We start from the raw sequence: 22386 nt of genomic DNA, 5'->3' as shown, positions 1-22386 counted from the left end.
CCCATGGCTGACGCGCACATTCCTGACAAGCCCGCCCTCGAAGGTCTCGAAGCGAAATGGGGCGAGACGTGGGAGCAGTCTGGCGTCTACCGCTTTGACCGCACCGCCGCCGTGCAGAACGGTCGCGACAGCGTCTTCTCCATCGACACCCCGCCGCCCACCGCGTCGGGCAGCCTGCACATTGGCCACGTGTTCTCGTTCACGCACACGGACGTGAAGGCACGTTTTGAGCGCATGCAGGGCAAGAACGTCTTCTACCCGATGGGTTGGGATGACAACGGTCTGCCCACCGAGCGCCGCGTGCAGAACTACTATGGCGTGCGATGCGACCCGTCACTGCCGTACGAGGCTGACTTTGAGCCGCCGTTCCGTGGTGGCGACAACAAGTCGTCGAAGGCCGCAGACCAGAAGCCGATCAGCCGCCGTAACTTCATTGAGCTCTGCGAAGAGCTGACGATCGAAGACGAGAAGCAGTTCGAATCGCTCTTCCGTCAGGTTGGCCTCAGCGTCGACTGGACGCAGACCTACCGCACCATCTCTGACGACACGATTCGCACGTCGCAGCTTGCGTTCCTCAAGAACCTCGAGCGCGGCGAGGCCTACCAAGACCTCGCGCCGACGCTGTGGGACGTTGACTTCCGTTCTGCCATCGCGCAGGCCGAGCTCGAAGACCGCGATCAGCAGGCGTCGTTCCACAAGATCGCGTTCCACGGCCCCGCCGGTGACATCGTGATTGAATCCACGCGCCCGGAGCTGCTCCCCGCGTGTATCGCCCTGGTCGCTCACCCCGACGACGAGCGCTACCAGCCGTTCTTCGGCACCACCGTGCGCTCCCCGTTCTTCGATGTCGAGGTTCCGGTGCTCCCCCACCACCTGGCGAAGCAGGACAAGGGTTCGGGTATCGCCATGGTGTGTACCTTCGGTGACATCACCGACATCATTTGGTGGCGCGAGCTGCGCACCACTGACGGTGAGGGCCTGCCCAACCGCACCGTGCTCGGCCTGGACGGTCGCTTCCTCCCTGACGCTCCCGCTGGCATCGAGTCGGCAGAGGCCATCGCGTTCTACACCGAGCAGGTTGCCGGCAAGACGGTCTTCTCAGGCCGCAAGGCGATCGTGGAGAAGCTGCTCGAGACCGGTGAAATGCTTGAGGTTTCGAAGCCCTTCACGCACCCCGTGAAGTTCTTCGAAAAGGGTGACCGCCCGCTCGAGATCGTGTCGACGCGCCAGTGGTACCTGCGCAACGGCGCCCGCGACACCGAACTGCGTGACCGCCTGATCGAGCTCGGCAAGGAGCTCAACTGGCACCCCGACTTCATGCGCGTGCGCTACGAAAACTGGGTTGGTGGCCTGACCGGTGACTGGCTCGTTTCGCGCCAGCGCTTCTTCGGTGTGCCGATTCCGGTGTGGTACGGCCTCGACGAAAACGGCGAGCGCGACTACGACCGCGTCATCACGCCCGACCTCGGTCAGCTTCCGGTTGACCCGTCGAGCGACGCTCCCGCGGGCTACGACGAGAGCCTGCGTGGCAAGCCGAACGGCTTCGAGGGCGAAATCGACATTTTCGACACCTGGGCAACCTCGTCGCTCACCCCGCAGCTTGCTGGTGGTTGGGAGCGCGACGACGAACTGTGGAACCTCGTGGCACCGTTTGATCTGCGCCCGCAGGGTCAAGACATCATCCGCACGTGGCTCTTCTCGACGATGCTGCGTTCGGCGCTGCAGGACGGCCGCGCGCCGTGGTCTGACGCCGCTATTTCCGGCTTCATCGTTGACCCTGACCGCAAGAAGATGTCGAAGTCGAAGGGCAACGTTGTGACCCCGGCTGACATCCTCAACCAGCACGGGACCGACGCGGTCCGCTATTGGGCGGCTTCCAGCCGCCTGGGCGCTGACGCCGCGTTTGACCCGCAGAACCCGACGCAGGTGAAGATCGGTCGCCGCTTGGCGATCAAGGTTCTCAACGCGGCGAAGTTCGTGCTGTCGTTCGGCGACGCCGCTGAAGAGTCGGTCACCGAAGCACTCGACCTGTCGATGCTGGCAACGCTCGACGGCGTTATCGCCGAGGCCACGAAGGCGCTGCAGGCTTACGACCACGCGCGTGCGCTGGAAGTCACCGAGAGCTTCTTCTGGGTGTTCTGCGACGACTACCTCGAGCTCGTCAAGGAGCGCGCGTACGCGGGCGGCGCCGAGGGCGCTTCGGCCGTGGCCGCACTGCGCATCGCGCTGTCGACACTGCTGCGCCTGCTGGCCCCGGTGCTCGCGTTTGCCGCGGAAGAGGCCTGGTCGTGGTTCAACGAGGGTTCGGTTCACGCCACCGCCTGGCCGGTTTCGCGTGAGACCGCTGGCGACCCGACCGTTCTTGAGACGGCATCGGCTGCCCTGATCGGTATTCGCCGCGCGAAGACCGAGGCTAAGGCATCGCAGAAGACCGCGGTTGACCGCGCTGTCATCGCGGCTCCCGCGGCAACGCTTCCCGCACTGCAAGCAGCGGCCGCTGACCTCAGCGCTGTCGGACGTATCGCGCAGCTTGACGTGGTCGAAGGCGAAGAACTCGCCGTCGTCTCGATCGAGCTGGCACCGGCGGAAGACGCGTAATGCAACTCGGCACGCGTTGGGCGTCAGGCTCGGAACCACCCCGTTCCGTTCCTGACGCCCTGCGCGGCGCCATCTCTGCGGTCGACGCTGATGCGCCGGCCGGGGCGATGTGGACGCTGACGTGGCTTGAGGGCCGCCCGTGCGCTGAAATCGACAGCGGCTACGAAGTGCTGATCACCGCTGATGACGAGGTCATCACGCAACCCTGGAGCTAGTCACTCCGCAGTCATGGTTTCGCGTCGCGGCGCGGGAATGGGTTCGTTGTACTCGCTGGCCCGCAGAATCACGCGTGACCACAGCAGTGTCGCGACGAGCTGAATGCCAGCGCCGATGATGAACGGCAGTCGCAAGTCTTGGCGCGCCACGATGCCGCCAATCAGGGTCGCGATAGGCATGATGCCCCAGGTGACCGAGCGAATGATGCCGAGCACGCGCCCAAACAGACGGTTCAGAATGATGGTCTGACGTAGCGCACCCCACGGCACGTTCCAAACGGAGATACATCTGGCAAAAACGGCGTTCGTCGCATTATCGAAGAGCGTCTCTCCCAGCCCGAAGACCAACGTGGCCACCAGCAGACTCACGATTGTCAAGGTTCCGGTCGACGCCAAAATGGCCAACACCAGCGCGACCCCACCACGCAGTGTGTTGGCAAGCGCCATGATGTAGCAGCGGTCGAAGCGGTCGACGATCATGCCGGCGGGTAGACCGAAAATGAGCCAGGGCAAGAAGGCGACCGCTCCGAGCGCCGCAATGGCGAGCGGGTCGCGCGTGAGGGTCGTTGCGATGAGCGGCACCGCCGTGCGGCCGAGGCCGTCAGCGAGGTTTGAGAAGGCGGCGGCTGTCCACAGCTTCGCAAAAGTGGAACCGAGGTGCGGCTTGGTTGCGGTGCACGCACGCTGCGCGTGGGTCGTCATCGCGGGAGAAGGCCGACGTGGCGCGCAGCAGAGGCGTCACGACGGGCGTTCAGAGCCGTCTCCGAGTCATCGAAGGCTGGAAGGGGGAAGATGTCGGCGCGGACGGCAAAGCGTCGCACGCCGTCACCGGTTTGGTCGCGGTACTTTTCGACGTATTCAGAGATCACGTTCTGTACCGCTTCTGCCATCTCAGTGAACTGCGCGTCAGTGAGAGAGACAGTGGAGGTTGTGAGGAGGGCCTTGAGGTCGTCGTCATCGGGGATGTCAGCCGTGTCGCGCAAGAAGCCGAGAAGCTGCTCGTGGCGACGACGGTAGAACTCTTCGATCACGATTGACGTGGCGAGCTTGCCAGCAGGCGTCACCCGCGCATCAGGGGCACCCATCGCGACCGAACCGCGGGGGCGCTCCCACCAGCGCTCGCGAGCGGTGCCCTGCCCTTGAACCTCACGAATGAGGTCGTGCTTGGCCAACTCACGAAGGTGGTAGCTCGTGCGCCCCGCTCGATAGGCTTTCGCCATGACAGATACTGACAACCCGCTGCTGACTCCGTCATCGCTCCCCTACGGAATCCCCGACTACTCCGACATCAAGCCCGAGCACTATATTCCGGCATTCCAGGCGGCTTTTGCCGAGCAGTTGCAGGAGATCAGCGCTATTACGCGCGTGCGATCGATGCCCATGTTTGAGAACACGCTCGAAGCGTGGGAGCGCACCGGCGAGCAGCTCGAGTACGTCACCAACGCGTTCTACACGGTCAGCTCGGCCGATGCCACCGCAGACATTCAGGCCGTCGAAGAAGAATTGGCCCCGCTCTACGCCGCGCACAACGACGCGATCATTCTCGACGCGTTCCTGTACTCGCGCGTGAAGACGATTTGGGAGTCGCGTGACGAGCGCGAGTACACCCCCGAGCAGCGCTACCTGATTGAGCGTCGCTACGCCGAAATGACGCACGCCGGAGCCGGTCTCGATGACGACGCAAAGACGCGCCTCAAGGAGCTCAACGCGCGGCTTGCGACACTGACCACGTCGTTCGAAAAGAACCTCCTCGGCGACACCAACCGCCTCGCACCGCTGTTTGCCGACGCCAGCGCTCTCGACGGCGCGACGCCCAGTGAACTCGACGCCGCCCGTGCAGCAGCCGCCGAGCGCGGCGAGGAGGGCTACATGCTCTCACTCCCCCTGTTCACCGGCCACCCCCTGCTCGCATCCCTCACCAACCGCGCGTCGCGCGAAAGTATCATGCAGGCGTCACTCGCCCGCGCCACCGCTGGCGAACACTCGAACGCCGAAGTGCTCCTCGAGATCGTGCGGTTGCGTGCCGAGCGCGCAGAACTCCTCGGATACGCTTCACACGCGGCCTACATCACGTCAGATGAGACCGCTGGCTCCCCCGAAGCCGTCCACACACGCCTGCGCGAGCTCGCCGCCCCCGCGGCCCGTAACGCTGTTGCCGAGCAGCAGGCGCTGCAGGAGCTCATCGATAAGAGCGAAGCGGAACCATTTGAGCTGCAAGCCCACGACTGGGCGTTCTACACGGAGAAGGTCCGCGCCGAAAAGTACAACGTCGACACCGCCGCACTGCGCCCGTGGTTTGAAGCCGAACGTGTGCTGACCGACGGTGTCTTCTATGCTGCGACGCAGCTGTACGGCATCACGTTCAAGGAACGACCCGATCTGCCGACGTACCACCCCGATGCCCGCACCTTCGAGGTCTTCAACGAAGATGGTTCCGCTCTCGGGCTCTTCATTCTTGACCTCTACACGCGCGACTCGAAGCGCGGCGGAGCGTGGATGAACCACCTCGTCTCGCAGTCACACCTGCGGGGCACGAAGCCCGTTGTGCTCAACAACCTCAACGTGCCCAAGCCCGCCTCCGGGCCGACGCTGTTGACGCTTGACGAGGTCAACACGCTCTTCCACGAGTTCGGTCATGCGCTACACGGCCTATTTGCCGTCGCCACCTATCCGCACTTCGCTGGCACGAATGTGTTCCGTGATTTTGTTGAGTTCCCGAGCCAGGTCAACGAGATGTGGATCATGTGGCCCGAGGTGCTCAGCAACTACGCTCGCCATATCGAGACGGGCGAACCGCTCGACGCCGTCGTTGTCGCCCGCATGGCGGAGTCAGAGACGTTCAACCAGGGCTTCGCGACGAGCGAATACTTGGCGGCGGCGTGGCTTGACCAGGCATGGCACTCGCTGTCGGCTGCCGATGCGCAGGCCGTCACCGACGTTGCCGCTTTCCAGGCGGCTGCACTTGCTGACATCGGACTCGACAATGCCGTGGTTCCGCCCCGCTACGCGTCGACGTACTTTGCGCACGTCTTCTCGGGCGGCTACAGCGCCGGCTACTACTCCTACATTTGGAGCGAGGTGCTCGATGCCGACACCGTCGAGTGGTTCAAAGAGTCGGGCGGACTCACCCGCGCGAACGGCGACCGCTTCCGCGAGCGACTGCTCGGCGTCGGTGGTTCCAAAGACCCGCTCGAGGCGTACCGCGACTTCCGCGGTCGCGATGCTGACATCGCGCCGCTCCTGAAACGTCGCGGCCTGAGCGAATAACATTGAGGGGTGCGGGTGGAGCAACACCCGCACCCCCATCGAGGAGCACCCATGTCGATTCCCCCGCTTTCGCCCGAACCCTACACCGAGGTGACCTCGGAGAGCCTCGAGGCTGAACTCCTCGTCGTCATTCGCCACGAGGGTGTGACGGTCGCTGACCTGCGCAACATCTTCGACTCGTCGTTCAATGCCCTGGGGCGTTCGATGTCTGCAGGCCAGTTCATTGCTGTCGGCCCGGCATACGCGGTCTACTACGGCGACCCGACGGGTGTGTTCGATGTAGAGGTCGGCTTCCCGGCCATGGGTGCGCCGACGAGCGTTATTGAGAGCCCAGCCGGACGCATTCACGCCTCAGCATTGCCGGCGGGCCCCGCGATGATTCTCAGCCACACGGGCTCCTACGAGACCATGTCTGACTCGTGGCAGAAGGTCACGAGCGGTGCCACCGGTGAGCTGCGCGACATCTGGATTGAGGCCTACGTCAGCGACCCGCGCACGGTCGCCACCACCAACATGCGCACCGACCTCATTCTGCCCGTCAAGCCGTAGCGTCAGCTTCGGCACGAGGCTTACGGGCGCTCGTGATGAAGACCAGCCATATGATGGTTCCGACGATGAGGCCCCAGACAGCGGAACCAAAGCCAAAGACCGTCATGCCGCTGGCGACGACGATGAAGGTTCCGACCGCCACCACGCGGGCGCGCGCGTCTTCGAGAGCGCTCATGATCGCGGTGATCAGCGCTCCGAGCAACGCGAGCCCGGCGACAGACACGATGAGAATCGTCGGACTTGCGGTGATGAGCGCACCAGCGACGGTGGCTGTCAGTCCCAGCAGAATGTAGACGATGCCGCCAGTAGCCGTTGCGATCCATCGGCGATCACGAGGCGTGTGTTCGTCACCGACCATGATCGCGGCCGACAGCGCGGACAGGTTGACCGTCTGGGCGCCGAACGGCGCCGAGACTGCACTCGCGAGCCCGGTCGTGAGCATGATCTGCCGGGCTGGCGCTGGCGCGTAGCCGTACGTGTGCAGCACGGTGAAGCCGGGGATGTTTTGGCCCGCCATTGTCACGATGTACATCGGAATCGCGAGCGACACGATCGCGAGTGGGTCGGCGAATGACGGTGCGACCAGCTCAAGATGCGGTGCGAGGTTAACGCCCGCCGCCCACGATGGCCCGGCTGAGATGATCACCAGCACCACGGTGAGGAGCACTGCCGCGGGTACCGCCCAGCGAGCCGCGAATCGCGACAGCACCAGCCACACCAGAATCGGCGGCAGAGCGAGTGCGGGGAACGTCATCGACGCTTCGACCGGCACGAGACAAATGGGTAGCAGAATGCCGGCGAGCATCGCGGAACCAATGGGCGCCGGAATACTCGTCATCACCCGTGACAGCCACGGCCAGAGCCCGGTGAGCGCAATCATGACGCCCACGACGATGAAGGCCGCCACAGCAGTTGGGAAGTCTTGCGTGATGGTGCCGGCGCCCACCAAAACGGCGGCACCCGGCGTCGACCATGCGATAGAGATCGGCCACCGCGAGGTTGCCGACAGCACGATCGCGAGAACGCCCTGCACCAGGCTGACGACAAGCAGACCCGACGCCGCTTGACCAGCCGTTGCCCCAACCGCGACGGCACCGGCCATCACAATCGCAAACGACGACGCAAAGCCCGCGAGGGCACCGCTAACGCCTGCGAGGATCGGGGCGAGCACGGGAGGCTTCGTTGCCTCGGGCGTCGGTGTCACGGACTACGCGCTCTTGCGCTTTTGCTTCATCACGAGCGTGGGTGCGTCGCCATCAACGACGGCGGCACGCGTGACAATGACCTTCTGCACGTTGTCAGCCGAGGGAATCTCGAACATGATTGGGCCGAGCACGTCTTCCAGAATCGCGCGGAGGCCGCGGGCACCGGTCTTGCGAGCAACCGCGAGGTCGGCCACGGCGATCAGCGCGTCTTCGTCAAACTCCAGCGTCACGCCGTCGAGCTCGAACATGCGCTGGTACTGCTTGACCAGGGCGTTGCGCGGCACTGTCAGAATATCCATCAGCGCACGCTGGTCGAGCGGCGATACCGAAGCCACAACCGGGAGTCGGCCAATGAACTCCGGAATCAGACCGAAGCGATGCAGATCTTCTGGCAGCACCTCAGCGAACAGGTCCATGTCATCACCCTTGTGGTGCAGCGGAGCGCCAAAGCCGACGCCGTGCTTACCGACACGCGACGACACGATGTCTTCGAGGCCAGCAAATGCGCCAGCAACAATGAACAGCACGTTCGTGGTGTCAATCTGGATGAACTCTTGATGCGGGTGCTTGCGACCACCCTGCGGCGGAACCGAAGCCACGGTTCCTTCCAAAATCTTCAGTAGCGCTTGCTGCACGCCCTCGCCCGACACGTCACGCGTGATCGACGGGTTCTCCGCCTTGCGGGCAATCTTGTCGATCTCATCGATGTAGATGATGCCGGTCTCAGCGCGCTTGACGTCGTAATCGGCGGCCTGCAGGAGCTTCAGCAGAATGTTCTCAACGTCTTCACCGACGTAACCAGCCTCGGTGAGCGAGGTGGCGTCAGCGACGGCGAACGGAACATTGAGGCGCTTGGCGAGGGTCTGTGCGAGATACGTCTTACCGCAACCCGTCGGGCCGATCATGAGGATATTGCTCTTGGCAATCTCAATGTCTTCAGCCTTGTCTTCAGCCGCCTGCAAGGTTCCGCGTGCACGCACGCGCTTGTAGTGGTTGTAGACGGCGACAGCCAGCGCACGCTTCGCGGGCTCTTGACCGACGACGTACTCTTCGAGGAAGGAGAAAATCTCACGCGGCTTCGGCAGATCAAACTCGACGACCTCACCGTTGGCCGCCTCAGCCATGCGCTCTTCGACGATCTCGTTGCAGAGCTCAATGCACTCGTCGCAAATGTAGACGCCGGGGCCAGCGATCAGCTGTTGCACCTGCTTCTGGCTCTTGCCACAGAAGGAGCACTTAAACAGATCGGCGCTCTCACCGAGACGTGTCATCGATTTCTCCTTCGTTTGCTGACACTTCGAGCCTAAACGCATCTACCGACATCGGCTCGGATATTCGCCGTGTAACGGAACAACACGTCGAAATGATGATGGCCCCGAGAGGTTAATCTCGAGGCCATCAATCGGGATACTTACGCGGTGAGCGCCTGCGGCTTGCGCTTGCGCGTCGTCAGTACCTGGTCAACCAGACCGTACTCCAGCGCCTCCTGTGCCGACAGGATCTTGTCGCGATCGATGTCTTTGTGGACCTGCTCGACCGAGCGGCCGGTGTGCTTCGCCATGGTCTCTTCGAGCCACGTGCGCATGCGCATGATCTCGGCGGCCTGAATCTCGATGTCAGAGGCCTGACCGTGACCGGCCTCACCAACAGCGGGCTGGTGCATCAGGATGCGCGCGTTCGGCAGAGCCAGACGCTTGCCCGGCGTACCACCGGCGAGTAGCACCGAAGCTGCCGACGCGGCCTGACCCAGAACGACCGTCTGGATGTCGGGTGCGACGTACTGCATGGTGTCGTAGATCGCGGTCATCGCCGTGAACGAGCCACCGGGCGAGTTGATGTACATCGTGATGTCGCGGTCGGTGTCTTGGCTCTCCAGAACCAGGAGCTGCGCCATCACGTCGTCAGCCGATGCGTCGTCAACCTGCACGCCGAGGAAGATCACGCGGTCTTCAAACAGCTTGTTGTACGGGTCTTGACGCTTGTAGCCGTAGGCGGTGCGCTCTTCGAACTGCGGCAGGATGTAGCGGCTCGACGGCATCTGCAGGCCCGAGGGGCCACCGTAAGAGGGAGTGTTCATTACTCGATTCCTTCGTCCTTATGCCGTTACTTCTCGGTACCGCCGCCGCCGGCCACATCGGTCGCGTGTTCGCGGATGTGGTCGACAAAGCCGTATTCGAGGGCCTCTTCTGCCGTGAACCAGCGGTCGCGGTCACCATCAGCGTTGATCTGCTCAACGGTCTTGCCGGTCTGCGAAGCCGTGATCTCAGCGAGGCGCTTCTTCATGTCGAGAATGAGAGCAGCCTGCGTCTGGATGTCGCTGGCGGTTCCGCCGAAGCCACCGTGCGGCTGGTGCAGCAGAACGCGGGCGTTCGGCGTGATGTAACGCTTGCCTTTGGTTCCGCTCGTCAGCAGCAACTGGCCCATCGAGGCGGCCATACCGATGCCGACCGTCACGATGTCGTTCGGAACGAACTGCATCGTGTCGTAGATCGCCATACCCGCGGTGATGGAACCACCGGGCGAGTTGATGTAGAGGTAAATGTCTTTCTGCGGGTCTTCCGCAGCAAGAAGAAGAATCTTGGCGCAGATCTCGTTTGCGTTGTCGTCGCGAACTTCGGACCCGAGCCAAATGATGCGGTCCTTCAGCAGCCGGTCGAAGACGCTGGTCGCCATGAGGGGTTCAGCCATGAGTGCTCCCAATTCCTTGTGGTGATTCGAATCTACCGGCGTCACAGGCCCGTCTCGCCCGTGTTCGCCGTCGGCATATCAGGTGTCGCGGCATACTCACCACGAAGACCTCTCCCCTGCCAAAATTCGGTCGATAGAGACGACGAAGGCCGGACGATTCGCATCGTCCGGCCTTCGCGTTACGAATTACTCAGCCTTCTTGGCTGGAGCCTTCTTCGCGGCGGGCTTCTTCGCAGGCTTCTCGTCTGCGTCAGCCGCTTCGTCCTTCTTCGCGGCCGGCTTCTTCGCGGCGGGCTTCTTTGCAGGAGCCTTCTTCGCGGGCTTCTCAGCCTCTGCCTCTTCGGCCTCGTCAGCGTCGTCCTCAACGGCAGCGAAGCCGCTCAGGTCAACAGCCTTGCCGTCGGTGTCAACGACCGAAACCTTGCCGAGAGCAATCGCGAGAGCCTTGTTGCGAGCAACCTCAGCAACGAGGGCTGGGATCTGGCCGTTCTGCTGCAGGATGTCAGCGAACTCCTGCGGCGACATGCCGTACTGGCCAGCCGACTGGATCAGGTACTGCGTGAGCTCTTCCTGACCAACCTGGACCTTGGCGTCTTCAGCCACAGCGTCGAGAACCATCTGCGTGCGGAACTGCTTCTCGCTCGCTTCGGTAACCTCTGCGCGGTGTGCGTCATCTTCGAGACGGTTCTCACCCTCGAGGTGTGCGTGCACCTCGTCTTCGATGAGCTGCGGCGGAACCGGAATCTCCACCTTCTCGAGGAGAGCCTCGATGAGCTTGTCGCGAGCGGCCGCACCCTGCGTGAAGACACCCTGCTCAGCAACGCGTGCCTGCAGGCTGTCGCGCAGTTCAGCGATCGTGTCGAACTCCGACGCCATCTGAGCGAAGTCGTCGTCAGCCTCGGGAAGCTCGCGCTCCTTGACAGCCACAACCGTGACAGCGACCTCAGCCTCTTCGCCAGCGTGCTCGCCACCGACCAGCTTCGAGCGGAACGTGGTGTCTTCACCAGCGGTCAGCGTCTCAACAGCCTCGTCGGTGCCCTCGAGCAGTTCGCCCGAGCCCACCTCGTACGAAACGCCCTCGGCGCGGTCAATCTCGTTACCGTCGATCGCTGCAACCAGGTTCAGCTCAACGAAGTCACCCTTCTTGGCAGCGCGGTCAACCGTGACCAGCGTGCCGAAGCGGCCGCGCAGGCGGTCCAGCTCTTCGGCGACAGCGTTCTCGTCGACAGCAACAGCGTCAACGGTCAGCTTGATGTCTGCCAGTGCCGGCAGCTCGAACTTGGGGCGAACGTCAACCTCAACCTCGATGACAACGTCACCAGAGAAGTCTTTCTCCGACGGCCATTCGATGATCTCTGCCGACGGGCGACCCAGAACGCGCAGTTCGTTGTCGTTGACAGCCTGGCGGTAGAAACCGTCGAGACCCTCGTTGACAGCGTGCTCGATGACAGCACCGCGACCGACGCGCTGGTCGATGATCGGGGCCGGAACCTTACCCTTGCGGAAGCCGGGGATCTGGATGTCCTGAGCAATGTGCTCGTACGCGTGTGCAACGGAAGGCTTGAGCTCTTCCGGCGTGACCGTGATGCGCAGCTTGACCCGCGTGGGGCTCAGCTTCTCGACGGTGCTGTTCACCATGCTTGTTCGTTCTCCTTGTTGGTTCTTCACGTGCAGAAATGCTGGTGAAGATTCTGGATGGTCGTTGGTCGGGGCGACAGGAGTTGAACCTGCGACCTCCCGCTCCCAAAGCGGGCGCTCTACCAAACTGAGCTACGCCCCGGAACTATTGCGCACAAACGCACGGAAACGACCCCCGAAAGTCTAGCCGATGGAAATGGGCTTGCGTGCCGCGGCGACACGCACTCGGTAAAAATTTGGGCCAAGCGTCATGAGCACCCAAAAATATCCGCTAGTGTAGACACGTTCAATCCAATGAACACCGAACGCAGAATGGCTGAAAAGCCGCGTAATTCCGCGCTTTGGGGCTGTAGCTTAGTGGTAAAGCCTCTGTCTTCCAAACAGATGATGCGAGTTCGATTCTCGTCAGCCCCTCCAACAAAACCCTCGGCAAACCGGGGGTTTTCTTTTTTCCCAGCCCCTGGTTCCGCTGTTGGCGAAGTCGGAACGACGAATGCGGCGACGGAACCAGTGGGCGGCTATCAGAGAGACTGCGGTGGGTCGGCAATATAGGTGCCGACGACCATCGACCACAGCCAACCGGCGGCGACATCCACATCGGGCAGCGGATCATGACGGAGCCACGCGGTGACCACACCCAGCGCGGTGCCACCGTAAGCCTCACCAACAACATCAGCCGGGACGGTGAACGCGCCCTCCGGAACGACGCGGCGCACCACATCAATGGCAATCGCGCCAATGTGGCCGCGCAGTTGCGAAGCGACGACACCGGAACCGTGATCGCCGAGCACGCGACGATAGAGCGCGGCGTGATCACGAATGTGCTCAAGGTATGTCAGCAGTGCGGGCGGCATCGGATCGCCCGGGTCAGCCGGCCCCATTTCTCGCAGCGCCCCCGCAGCCACGTCGGCCGCGGCTTCGAGCGCGTCGGCGAGCAACGCACCCTTGTCAGAAAAGTGCTGATAGAACGTTGATCGGTTGACTCCGGCGCGGGCTGTGATGTCGGCGATCGTGATGTCATCAAGCGACCGCTCCCCCGCCAGCGCAATCATCGCCTCGTGCAAAACGGCGCGGCTGCGGGCGATACGGGGGTCCATGCCCCCGATCTTCGCAGATACACCCCGCGAAACCGGGAGTTTGCTCCATCGTTTCGTCCTGACGCAACTTTTCCAACACTTGTCGGATAGCGTGGATTTGGGTTCGATGAAGCACCCCGCGTTGTCCACTCTTCTCGAAGGATCACTCATGGCGGAATTGCTCTCCCGACTCGGCCGATTTAGCGCGCGTCGCGCGTGGGCTGTCATCGTCGGTTGGCTTGTTATTCTCGGCCTCGCTGGCGTCGCTTTCCTGGCGTTTGGCGGCGCTCTGGCGACGAGCTTCTCGATTCCTAATACTGAGACCGAGCGCGTCAGCGATCAGCTCGCCGATACCTTCCCCGAACTCACCGGGGCTTCGGCAACCGTCGTCTTCTCGACCGATGACGACACGACGTTCACCGACACGCAGAAGGCCGATATTGCGGCCCTTCTCGACGATGTCTCCGGCATCGCCGGCGTCGCTGGTGCGACCAACCCATTCGCCGTTGAGCAGATGCGCACCGAGCAGGCGACCGCGCTGACCGACGGTCAGGCGCAGATCGATGCAGGCAAGGCACAACTCGATGCTTCCCGCGCTCAGCTCGAGGCTGGTCAGACGCAGCTTGATGCTGGTCGTGCTCAGCTCGAGGCCGCGGTTGCCGCCGCGAAGGCAGACGGCACGTACGAAATGGCGAAGCCCGTATTTGACGGCCAGCTCGCCGGTCTCGATACGGAGCAGGCAAACATCGACGCCGGTTTGGCACAGATTGAAACCGGAACCACGGAGCTGGCGACCCAGCAGGCAAACGTCACGAACGGACAGACGCTCGTTGACCTGAGCACCAACCTGTCGATGGTTTCGGAGTCAGGCACAACGGCTATCGGTGCCGTGCAGTTTGATGAGATGGTCTACACGCTCCCGGACGACACCAAGGCCGAGGTTCGTGATGCCCTCGATTCCGCTGGCATCGCGGGCGTCAACATTGACTACTCCGCCACCATCACGATGAGCGTCGATGGCCTCATCGGTGTCGGTGAGATTGTGGGTATCCTTCTCGCCGCCATCGTGCTGATAATCATGATGCGCGCGTTCTTGCCCGCCGTTACGCCCCTGCTCAGCTCGATCGTCGGCGTGGGCGTGGGTGTCGCCGGTTCACTTTCCCTTTCGGGCGTTGTCGATATGGCGTCGATCACGCCTGCTCTCGGCGTCATGCTGGGTCTCGCGGTCGGTATCGACTACTCCCTGTTCATTCTGAACCGCCACCGCCAGCAGCTTCTGCAGGGCATCGAGGTTGAAGAGTCCATCGGTCTCGCCAACGGAACCGCCGGCAACGCCGTGGTCTTCGCTGGCAGCACGGTCATCGTGGCCCTGGTTGCGCTGCTCGTCACGGGCATTCCGTTCCTCGGTGTCATGGGTATCGTGGCCGCTGTCTGTGTGGCCATCGCCGTGTTTGTCTCCATCACCTTTACGCCGGCGTTGCTCGGTCTCATGAAGCTCCGCGCACTGCCGAAGCGCAAGCGCGCACTGATTGGCGAGGCGCAAGCCGCTCCGCGCCCGCTCAAGGCGATGCGCGTCGGACGCTCGCTCGTAGCCGCAGCGGTCGCGATTGCGGCGCTCCTGGTTATCGCGATTCCGGCGTTGTCGATGCGTCTCGGCCTTCCCGATGGCTCATCTGAGCCGGTTAACACCACGCAGTATCAGGCCTACACGACGGTGACCGAAGAGTTTGGTGCTGGTCAGAACGGCACGCTCCTTGTCGTCGCCACGTTCGATGACGCTGTCGCCGAAGCAGATCAGTTGGCGACGCAGGCCGCTGTCGGCACCCAGCTCGGCGCGCAGCACGACGTGTCGGCCGTAGCACCCGTGGGGGTCTCCGCCGATGGCACCGTCTTTGCATTCCAGGTGATCCCAACCGATGGCCCCACGAGTGAGACGACCGAAACCCTCGTTCACACGCTCCGCGGTCTCGATCTGACCGAAGACGCGACGCTCGGCGTGGCTGGCCAGGCGACCGGCAACATCGATGTCTCTGAGAAGCTGCAAGATGCCCTGCCGGTTTACCTGCTCGTCGTTCTCGGCCTGTCGCTCATCATCATGGTCCTCGTGTTCCGCAGCATCCTGGTTCCGGTCATCGCCACCGCCGGCTACGTGCTGTCGCTCTTCGCGTCGCTGGGTGCGGTCACCGCGATCTACCAGTGGGGCTGGCTGTCGGAGATCTTCGACGTGCACGCTCCGGGGCCGGTACTGAGCTTCGCACCGATCATCCTGATGGGTGTGCTCTTCGGCCTGGCGATGGACTACCAGCTGTTCCTCGTCTCGGGTATGCGTGAGGCCTACGTGCACGGCGTTCCGGCGCGCGAAGCCGTCGTTGCGGGCCTCCGCGGCGGCCGCCCGGTTGTGACGGCCGCAGCAATCATCATGATCGCCGTGTTTGGCGGCTTCGTATTCAGCCACCTCACGATGATTCGCCCGCTCGGCTTCGGTCTCGCGATCGGCGTGCTGTTCGACGCGTTCGTCGTGCGCATGGTGCTCGTGCCCGCCGTCATGACGGTGCTCGGCAAGTCGGCGTGGTGGTTGCCGCGCTGGCTCGACCGCATCATGCCTGACGTTGATGTTGAGGGCGCTTCGCTTGAGCGCAAGCACCCGGTGGCACACAACAACACGGATCACGACGCTGACGATAGTGACGACGCGACCGAGCGCGATCGGGAGCCGGTACCGACCGCCTAGGTTCTCACGCGTCTTCGGGGCGAAGGTCGCAGGAAGCAGAGTCGGCTAAATAAGGTCGAGCGCCGTTACCGCGTCGTACTCCTCCTGCAACTCGGAAACCGACGCGTCGATACGCTGACGTGCGAATGGGCTGATCTCCAGGTCAGGAACAATCGTCCATTCGCCGTCAGCGGTCGTGACCGGAAACGACGAGACGAGCCCCTCACGCACGCCGTACGAGCCATCCGAGGGCACAGCCATCGACACCCAGTCATCGATTGCGGAACCATGAATCAGGTCGCGTGCCGCATCAACGGTTGCCGAGGCGGCTGAGGCCGCAGACGACGACCCCCGCGCCTGAATGATCGCGGCGCCACGTTGCGCGACAGTGGGAATGAACTCATTCTCAATCCACGCGTCGTCGCCGATGACGTCGACGGCCATTTCATCGCCGATATGAGCGTGAGCGAGATCGGGAAACTGTGATGCGGAGTGGTTGCCCCAAACCGTGACGCGGGAGATGTCACGCACGGCAGCCCCCGTCTTCGCGGCCACCTGCGAAATCGCGCGGTTGTGGTCGAGCCGCGTCAACGCCGAGAAGCGGCTGGCCGGAATATCGGGCGCGTTGCGCTGCGCGATGAGGGCGTTCGTGTTCGCGGGGTTGCCAGTGACAATGACGTTCACGTCGTCAGCAGCAACCTCGTTGAGCGCGCGCCCCTGCGCCGTAAAGATCGCTCCGTTCGCCTGGAGCAGGTCAGCGCGTTCCATTCCTGGTCCGCGGGGCCTCGCCCCGACCAAGAGTGCGAGGTTGACGCCATCAAAGACCTGGTGCGGGTCGGACCCGATGTCGATGCCAGCGAGCAGCGGAAAGGCGCCGTCCTGGAGTTCCATCACCACACCTTCGAGTGCGGGCAATGTTGGCTCAATCTCCAGCAATCGAAGCCGGAATTGACGGTGCCGGAAGATACCGCCAGCGGCAATGCGAAACAACAGACTGTAGCCAATCTGGCCGGCGGCACCGGTGACGGCGATGGTGGGAATCTCCGTTGTGGTCATGCCGCTACGGTAGCCCAGCTCCCCCATCAACGGGGGTGAATTCCGACACGCGCGTGTGCTCCTTCGGCTGCGCACGCGATCGCTTGATCGATCTGATCGAGCGTGAACGTTTCACCGACAAGTGAAGCGAACGGATAACGGCTGTGGCGGTCACGCAGAAACCGCACCGCATCACCGAGATCGCGAGGCGCATAATTGTGAACCCTCGAAGAGTGATGCATCGTCTGATCAGATCTTCCGGGTCTATGGCGATCGGCTCGGTCGCAAACACGTCACCGACGTGAGTGCGTAACAAGAAGTCGACGCCCTGCCCCGCGAGGTACGCGCGGATCGCGGCCCCCGCCGCGCGCGGGTCGGTTTGCAGGTCAGTCCGGATCCAGCCGCCACCGGCAGCGATCCCCCGCCGGACCGGCATCAACCGCTCGGTTTCCGCGGGGGTCAATACGTCAATCCCGCCCGACTCAGCGCGTTGCTGGGCATCGCCGAGGGCGACGCCGTCGTCGACGTGTTGCGCCTGCGCAGTCTGGATGGCCGGCCGACCATGTTCGAGCGGCTGAGCTTTACCGCGCCTGTTGGCCGCGTACTGTTCGACGTAGACCTCGACACTGTGTCCATTACGGAGTACTTGGAGTCGCGTGGTTTTGCGGGCGCAACCGTTGAGCACGAAATCGACGCCGTTGCCGCCGATGAGACGGATGCAAAGCTCCTCGGGGTCCCCCGTGGCTTTCCTATATTGCGGCTTCGCCGCATTAGTCGCGATGCAAACGGACAGCGATACGAGGCCTCCGATGATCGCTATCTCAGTGACATCGTGCGGTTCACGGTGTCAGCGTCCGGGCGTTCTCAACGCGGCGACGCGTACGTACGCCCACTCAGCGGTGCTTGAGCGGTCGGATATAACCACCGGGAAACGATCTGCCGTGGCGTAATGAGATCGGCGCGCCTGACGGATACACTTGCGCAACACATGACTCATTCACAGATGGGTGTTCTTATGAATAACCGTATTTCCCGAATCGCGCTGCTGGGCCTCACAGCCACCGCTGCGCTTACCCTTTCCGCTTGTGGGGGCACTGGCGGTGACGCAAACGGTGGCGACGCTGCGGGCGGCATCAAGACGATCACCGAGGGCAAGCTCACCGTTTGCTCCGACATTCCCTACGAGCCGTTTGAAATGCTCGACGAGGCCACCGGTGACCCGGTTGGTTTCGACATTGACATCGCGCGCGCCGTTGCCGACGACATGGGCCTTGAGCTCGCCGTCGTCGACTCGTCGTTCGAGGCCATCACGTCGGGCTTGTTCGGCACCGACTGCGACATCGCGGCGTCGTCGATCACGATCAACGACGAGCGCAAGCAGAACGTCGACTTCTCGGAGCCCTACTACAATGACGCACTCGTGCTGGTCGCGTCGAAGGCCTCCGGCATTAAGTCGCTCGAAGATGCCAAGGACAAGGTCGGCGTTCAGGCAGCGACCACGGGTGCTACCTACGCGAAGGACAAGGGCCTCAACCCGACCGAGTACGAAGACTCGGGTCAGCAGATTCTCGCGCTGACCGCCGGCAACACGGCGGCATCGCTGGGCAACCAGTCAGTTCTCAAGTACGCGATCAAGGGCAACGATGACTTCGTCGTCGTGGAAGACATCCCCACCGACGAGAACCTCGGCATCATCGTGCCCAAGGGCAAGAACGCTGAGATCCTCGCGGAGGTCAACAAGACGATCAAGAAGCTGAAGGACAGCGGCGACCTCGCCAAGCTCGAAGCTAAGTGGTTCGAAGGTAAGTAATTCGTACCGGGGCCGGCTCGCTTACGCGGGCCGGCCCACTCTGTGAAAGGTGCCCTCATGGCATTGACCGCCACTCAACGCAGGCAGCGGAGCCTCTGGATTCAGGGCGGCATCGGCATCGTCGTCATTGCTGTCCTCGCCTTCATCATCGACTGGCCTGCGGTCGTTGACTCGTTCTTGCGCTTTGAGGTCATCCCGAAGCTCTTCCCCACGATCCTCTTCCCCGGCCTCGTGAACACGTTGTTGTACACCGGCGCCTCGTTTGCGTTCGGACTGACGTTCGGCCTCATTCTTGCGCTCATGAAGATGGCAACGTTCAAGCCATACCAGTGGATCGCCACCGTCTACATCGAGTTCTTCCGTGGTATTCCGGCACTGCTCGTGCTTATCGGCGCGGGCTTCCTCCTCCCGATCGCATTCCAGGGACTCAAGCTCCCCCTGTGGGCCACCGTGATGATCGCGCTCGGTGCCGTCTCCGCCGCTTACATGGCTGAAACGCTCCGTGCTGGCCTGCAAGCCGTGCCAAAGGGCCAAATTGAGGCGGCGCGTAGCCTCGGCATGTCGCACACCCGCGCCATGATCACGATCGTGATCCCGCAGGCGTTCCGTATCGTGCTGCCTCCCCTCACCAACGAGGTCATCCTTCTGACGAAAGACTCCTCGCTCGTCTACGTGCTCGGCATGCAGGCCATCAATTACGACATCACCAAGATCGGCCGTGATGGCATGATCACGTACGGCGGTGGCGCCACCGCCTTCGTCGTTGCCGGTCTTCTGTATCTGGTGATCACGGTTCCGCTCAGCATGCTGGCGCGCTGGTTTGAGCGCCGTAGCGAACAGAACTCTCAGCGCACGTCGCGAAAGGAAAAGCGATGACCGCCACCGCAATCGCCCCCGCCGGAGTACAGATCACCGGTCTGCGCAAGGCGTATGGCTCCAACGAAGTTCTGAAGGGCATCGACCTGAACGTGCGTCAGGGTCAAGTAGTGTGTCTCATCGGCCCCTCTGGTTCTGGCAAATCCACGCTGTTGCGCTGCATCAACCTGTTGGAACAGCCGAATGGCGGAACCATTCACGTCGCAGGTTTTGACGCGACGGATGAAGATGTTGACGTGGATGCCATGCGCGCCCAGGTGGGCATGGTTTTTCAGCAGTTCAACCTCTTCCCCCACCTCACCGTGCTACAGAACTGCACCGTGGCGCAGGAGAAAGTCCTCAAGCGCCCGCGCGCTGAGGCACAGGAGGTCGCCCGCAAGCACCTCGCCGCCGTCGGCCTGGCCTCGCTCGAATCGCGTTACCCGGTCGAGCTCTCGGGCGGCCAGCAGCAGCGCGTTGCGATTGCGCGGGCGCTGTCGATGGACCCGAAGCTCATGCTGTTCGATGAGCCGACCTCGGCCCTCGACCCCGAGACCGTCGGAGACGTGCTCGCCATTATGCGCGGCCTCGCGCGCGACGGCATGACGATGGTCGTTGTGACCCACGAAATGGCGTTCGCCCGCGAAGTGGCAGACCACGTGGTGTTCATGGACGGCGGCGTCGTCGTCGAGCAGGGCCACCCCAACGATCTGATCGGCAACCCGCGCGAGCCGCGCACGCAAGACTTCCTGCGCCGTGTGCTCGACCCCACGCACGTCGAAGTTTCGCGCGACACTGCGAGTATGAAGGCCATCGGCAACGACAGCTAAGACTCTCGCAACGCGATGAGGCGGGTGCCCCGTATGGTACCCGCCTCATTCGTTTTCGGTCTCAGTCAGCGTTGACTGTTGCCGAGTGATTCATCGAGTGGTCGAGGTACACCGCTGCATTCTTCAAGAGGCGCGCCTTGTCGTCGTCGGTAAGCTCACGGCGCACCTTGGCCGGCACACCAGCCACGAGCGAACCCGGCGGCACAATGGTTCCTTCGAGCACGACCGCTCCCCCGGCAACGAGGCTGCCCGCACCGATCACGGCGCCCGACAGAATCACCGAACCCATACCGATGAGCGAGCCATCTTCAACCGTGCATCCGTGCACGACTGCGTTGTGGCCGACCGAAACATCGGTGCCGATGACCACCGGGTGACCGGCATCAACATGCACCGAGACGTTGTCTTGCAGGTTGCTGCGCTCACCGACCGTGATCGACGCACTGTCGCCGCGAAGCACCGCGTTAAACCACACGCTGGCGTTGTCAGCGAGACGCACGTCGCCAATGAGTCGGGCACCAGCCGCAATGAATGCCGTGTCGGCAATCGCGGGCGTCATGCCGGAGACAGGCAGAACCGAAGCATCAGGTGAAATCGTCATGCTCCCGACTCTAGGGGTCGCAACGAATCTGCCCAAGCGCGCCTCTTGTTCATACCGCTCATCGTGCGTCATCATTCACTCAACGCTATGAAAAGGAGCACCTCATGGTTCCGGAAATCAATTACTGGGCCGTCATTCTCGCCACTCTGTCGACTATGATCGTTGGCTCCGTTTGGTACACGCCGAAGGTCTTTGGCGACCGCTGGATGAAACTTGCCAAGGTGACGCCCGGTTCTGCCTCGAACGCTGTGGTTCCGATCATCGTCACCGTTGTCGTGAGCTTCGTCTCAGCCTGGGTACTCGCGGGAGCCACAACCATCGCTCACAATTTTTACAACGGCAGCTACCTCATCGCCGCGCTCGTCACGGGCGTTTTGCTGTGGGCCGGCTTCACCGCCGCCCGCTTCATCACCCACGATGCTTTTGAGGGGCGACCGAGCGGATTGACGATCATGAACATCGCTCACGAGCTGGTCACCGTCGTCGTCATGGCTCTCATCATCGGCGTGTGGCCGCCCGCGCTGGGTTAGCCGGTCAAGTTCGCTAAGGCTCACCTAAATTTCGCGTTCTATCAGGGAGTTAGCCCAGCCTCAGCTTGCTTGCGCGACGGAATGAAACGAGTACCTTAGGTGTTATACCGAGTACAACCCCAACCGAGGAGGACCTCATGACCACGTCGAAGACCATCGCAACCACCGCCAGCGACCCGACCGTCGCTGCAGGCTCCGCTCAGTTCCTGACGCCGCTGGTTCACAGCCTGCAGGCGCTCGTACTCAACGGCAAGCAGGCACACTGGCACGTTCGTGGTGCGAACTTCGTGGGTGTTCACGAGCTGCTCGACGAGGTCGTGGCGCACGCCATGGACTGGGCCGACACGGCCGCCGAGCGTATCGTTGCGCTGGGTCTGCCCATTGACGCCCGCGCCAGCGTCGTCGCAGCCGAGACCGGTGAGACCGCTGTTCCCGCCGCATTCGCGAGCTCGGACGCCATGATTCACGCTGTCGTCGCCGACATCGACAAGATTCTTGCTCAGACGCAGGACGCTATCGACGGCCTCGACGAGATCGACCTCACGAGCCAAGACGTTGCGATTGAGATTCGTCGCGGCCTCGAAAAGGACCGCTGGTTCTTGACGGCACACGTCGCCGCCTAAGTTTCACAACGAAAAGAGCGGGCGCCTTCTCTGAACTGCTCCCCGGAAGTTGGACTGAGAAATCAGATACCAATTTTCGGGGAGTTTTTCTATGCGTGCACGTTCCGCACTTTCACCCAAGCAACGCGAACTCGCAGTCGGATGCTTTGAGGAGGG

22 protein-coding genes and 2 tRNA genes are annotated in these 22386 nt (G+C 62.7%); 12 read left to right on the top strand and 12 right to left on the bottom strand.

The window, feature by feature from the left end; all coding sequences use genetic code 11:
• Window positions 1–3 precede the first annotated feature (3 nt).
• Window positions 4–2598, top strand: coding sequence for a valine--tRNA ligase (gene valS, locus ACQUSY_RS07935; RefSeq protein WP_428903950.1), 2595 nt, complete (start codon window positions 4–6; stop codon window positions 2596–2598).
• Complete coding sequence (locus ACQUSY_RS07930; protein ID WP_428903949.1) at window positions 2598–2813, top strand: hypothetical protein; 216 nt, start codon at window positions 2598–2600, stop codon at window positions 2811–2813. The genes valS and ACQUSY_RS07930 overlap by 1 nt, the downstream gene beginning before the upstream one ends.
• Here the strand turns inward: ACQUSY_RS07930 and ACQUSY_RS07925 are convergent, their stop codons facing one another.
• A complete protein-coding gene (locus tag ACQUSY_RS07925) occupies window positions 2814–3515 on the bottom strand; it encodes an MFS transporter (protein ID WP_428903948.1) in 702 nt (233 codons plus the stop codon).
• Window positions 3512–4033, bottom strand: coding sequence for an ArsR family transcriptional regulator (locus ACQUSY_RS07920; RefSeq protein WP_428903947.1), 522 nt, complete (start codon window positions 4031–4033; stop codon window positions 3512–3514). Before ACQUSY_RS07920 ends, ACQUSY_RS07925 begins: the two co-directional genes overlap by 4 nt.
• On the opposite strand from ACQUSY_RS07920, the gene ACQUSY_RS07915 reads away from it, so the two are divergent.
• Both ACQUSY_RS07915 and ACQUSY_RS07910 read left to right on the top strand, forming a co-directional pair.
• Entirely contained in the window at window positions 4032–6080 is a 2049-nt protein-coding gene (locus tag ACQUSY_RS07915; protein WP_428903946.1) for a M3 family metallopeptidase, read from the top strand. The genes ACQUSY_RS07920 and ACQUSY_RS07915 overlap by 2 nt on opposite strands.
• 51 nt (window positions 6081–6131) lie before the next feature.
• On the top strand, window positions 6132–6629 hold the full coding sequence (locus ACQUSY_RS07910) for a GyrI-like domain-containing protein (protein ID WP_428903945.1): 498 nt from the start codon (window positions 6132–6134) through the stop codon (window positions 6627–6629).
• Here the strand turns inward: ACQUSY_RS07910 and ACQUSY_RS07905 are convergent.
• From ACQUSY_RS07905 to ACQUSY_RS07880, 6 genes are all read right to left on the bottom strand, one after another.
• The gene (locus ACQUSY_RS07905; protein WP_428903944.1) at window positions 6619–7833 is read right to left on the bottom strand and encodes a benzoate/H(+) symporter BenE family transporter; all 1215 of its coding nucleotides are present in this window, start codon (window positions 7831–7833) and stop codon (window positions 6619–6621) included. The two genes, ACQUSY_RS07910 and ACQUSY_RS07905, sit on opposite strands and share 11 nt — an antisense overlap.
• A gap of 3 nt (window positions 7834–7836) precedes the next feature.
• Complete coding sequence (gene clpX / locus ACQUSY_RS07900) at window positions 7837–9105, bottom strand: ATP-dependent Clp protease ATP-binding subunit ClpX (RefSeq protein WP_428903943.1); 1269 nt, start codon at window positions 9103–9105, stop codon at window positions 7837–7839.
• Between the two features lie 140 nt (window positions 9106–9245).
• Window positions 9246–9911: an ATP-dependent Clp protease proteolytic subunit gene (locus ACQUSY_RS07895; RefSeq protein ID WP_428903942.1), complete on the bottom strand. Its 666-nt coding sequence runs from the start codon at window positions 9909–9911 to the stop codon at window positions 9246–9248.
• Window positions 9912–9937: 26 nt separating this feature from the next.
• Window positions 9938–10522, bottom strand: coding sequence for an ATP-dependent Clp protease proteolytic subunit (locus tag ACQUSY_RS07890; protein ID WP_428903941.1), 585 nt, complete (start codon window positions 10520–10522; stop codon window positions 9938–9940).
• A 186-nt stretch (window positions 10523–10708) separates the two neighbouring features.
• On the bottom strand, window positions 10709–12160 hold the full coding sequence (gene tig, locus ACQUSY_RS07885; protein ID WP_428903940.1) for a trigger factor: 1452 nt from the start codon (window positions 12158–12160) through the stop codon (window positions 10709–10711).
• 65 nt (window positions 12161–12225) lie between these two features.
• Window positions 12226–12302: transfer RNA gene (locus ACQUSY_RS07880), tRNA-Pro, on the bottom strand.
• 201 nt (window positions 12303–12503) lie between these two features.
• On the opposite strand from ACQUSY_RS07880, the gene ACQUSY_RS07875 reads away from it, so the two are divergent.
• Window positions 12504–12577, top strand: a tRNA-Gly gene (locus tag ACQUSY_RS07875).
• Between the two features lie 104 nt (window positions 12578–12681).
• Here the strand turns inward: ACQUSY_RS07875 and ACQUSY_RS07870 are convergent.
• A complete protein-coding gene (locus ACQUSY_RS07870) occupies window positions 12682–13257 on the bottom strand; it encodes a TetR/AcrR family transcriptional regulator (protein WP_428903939.1) in 576 nt (191 codons plus the stop codon).
• 148 nt (window positions 13258–13405) lie between these two features.
• On the opposite strand from ACQUSY_RS07870, the gene ACQUSY_RS07865 reads away from it, so the two are divergent.
• Window positions 13406–15967, top strand: coding sequence for an MMPL family transporter (locus ACQUSY_RS07865; protein ID WP_428903938.1), 2562 nt, complete (start codon window positions 13406–13408; stop codon window positions 15965–15967).
• Between the two features lie 45 nt (window positions 15968–16012).
• On the opposite strand, the gene ACQUSY_RS07860 is transcribed toward ACQUSY_RS07865, so the two are convergent.
• A complete protein-coding gene (locus tag ACQUSY_RS07860) occupies window positions 16013–17002 on the bottom strand; it encodes a malate dehydrogenase (protein ID WP_428903937.1) in 990 nt (329 codons plus the stop codon).
• Window positions 17003–17006: 4 nt separating this feature from the next.
• A complete protein-coding gene (locus ACQUSY_RS07855; protein ID WP_428904005.1) occupies window positions 17007–17444 on the bottom strand; it encodes a hypothetical protein in 438 nt (145 codons plus the stop codon).
• On the opposite strand from ACQUSY_RS07855, the gene ACQUSY_RS07850 reads away from it, so the two are divergent.
• The 4 genes from ACQUSY_RS07850 (at window position 17361) to ACQUSY_RS07835 (ending at window position 20476) form a co-directional block, all read left to right on the top strand.
• Entirely contained in the window at window positions 17361–17888 is a 528-nt protein-coding gene (locus tag ACQUSY_RS07850) for a GntR family transcriptional regulator (RefSeq protein ID WP_428903936.1), read from the top strand. The two genes, ACQUSY_RS07855 and ACQUSY_RS07850, sit on opposite strands and share 84 nt — an antisense overlap.
• Window positions 17889–17969: 81 nt before the next feature.
• On the top strand, window positions 17970–18791 hold the full coding sequence (locus ACQUSY_RS07845; protein ID WP_428903935.1) for a transporter substrate-binding domain-containing protein: 822 nt from the start codon (window positions 17970–17972) through the stop codon (window positions 18789–18791).
• 57 nt (window positions 18792–18848) lie between these two features.
• On the top strand, window positions 18849–19667 hold the full coding sequence (locus ACQUSY_RS07840; protein WP_428903934.1) for an amino acid ABC transporter permease: 819 nt from the start codon (window positions 18849–18851) through the stop codon (window positions 19665–19667).
• On the top strand, window positions 19664–20476 hold the full coding sequence (locus tag ACQUSY_RS07835) for an amino acid ABC transporter ATP-binding protein (RefSeq protein ID WP_428903933.1): 813 nt from the start codon (window positions 19664–19666) through the stop codon (window positions 20474–20476). The genes ACQUSY_RS07840 and ACQUSY_RS07835 overlap by 4 nt, the downstream gene beginning before the upstream one ends.
• A gap of 61 nt (window positions 20477–20537) precedes the next feature.
• Here ACQUSY_RS07835 and ACQUSY_RS07830 read toward each other — a convergent pair whose 3' ends face one another.
• A complete protein-coding gene (locus tag ACQUSY_RS07830; RefSeq protein ID WP_428903932.1) occupies window positions 20538–21077 on the bottom strand; it encodes a gamma carbonic anhydrase family protein in 540 nt (179 codons plus the stop codon).
• A gap of 104 nt (window positions 21078–21181) precedes the next feature.
• Between ACQUSY_RS07830 and ACQUSY_RS07825 the strand changes: the two genes are divergently transcribed.
• Window positions 21182–21607: a DUF1761 domain-containing protein gene (locus ACQUSY_RS07825; protein ID WP_428903931.1), complete on the top strand. Its 426-nt coding sequence runs from the start codon at window positions 21182–21184 to the stop codon at window positions 21605–21607.
• Window positions 21608–21744: 137 nt separating this feature from the next.
• On the top strand, window positions 21745–22230 hold the full coding sequence (locus tag ACQUSY_RS07820; RefSeq protein ID WP_428903930.1) for a Dps family protein: 486 nt from the start codon (window positions 21745–21747) through the stop codon (window positions 22228–22230).
• Window positions 22231–22386: the final 156 nt, after the last annotated feature.

The sequence above is a fragment of the Microbacterium daqui genome, assembly GCF_050408675.1.
Classification (GTDB): Bacteria; Actinomycetota; Actinomycetes; order Actinomycetales; family Microbacteriaceae; genus Microbacterium.
The sequence above is the reverse complement of the archived record's forward strand: the minus strand, read 5'-3'. Positions and strand labels throughout refer to the sequence as shown.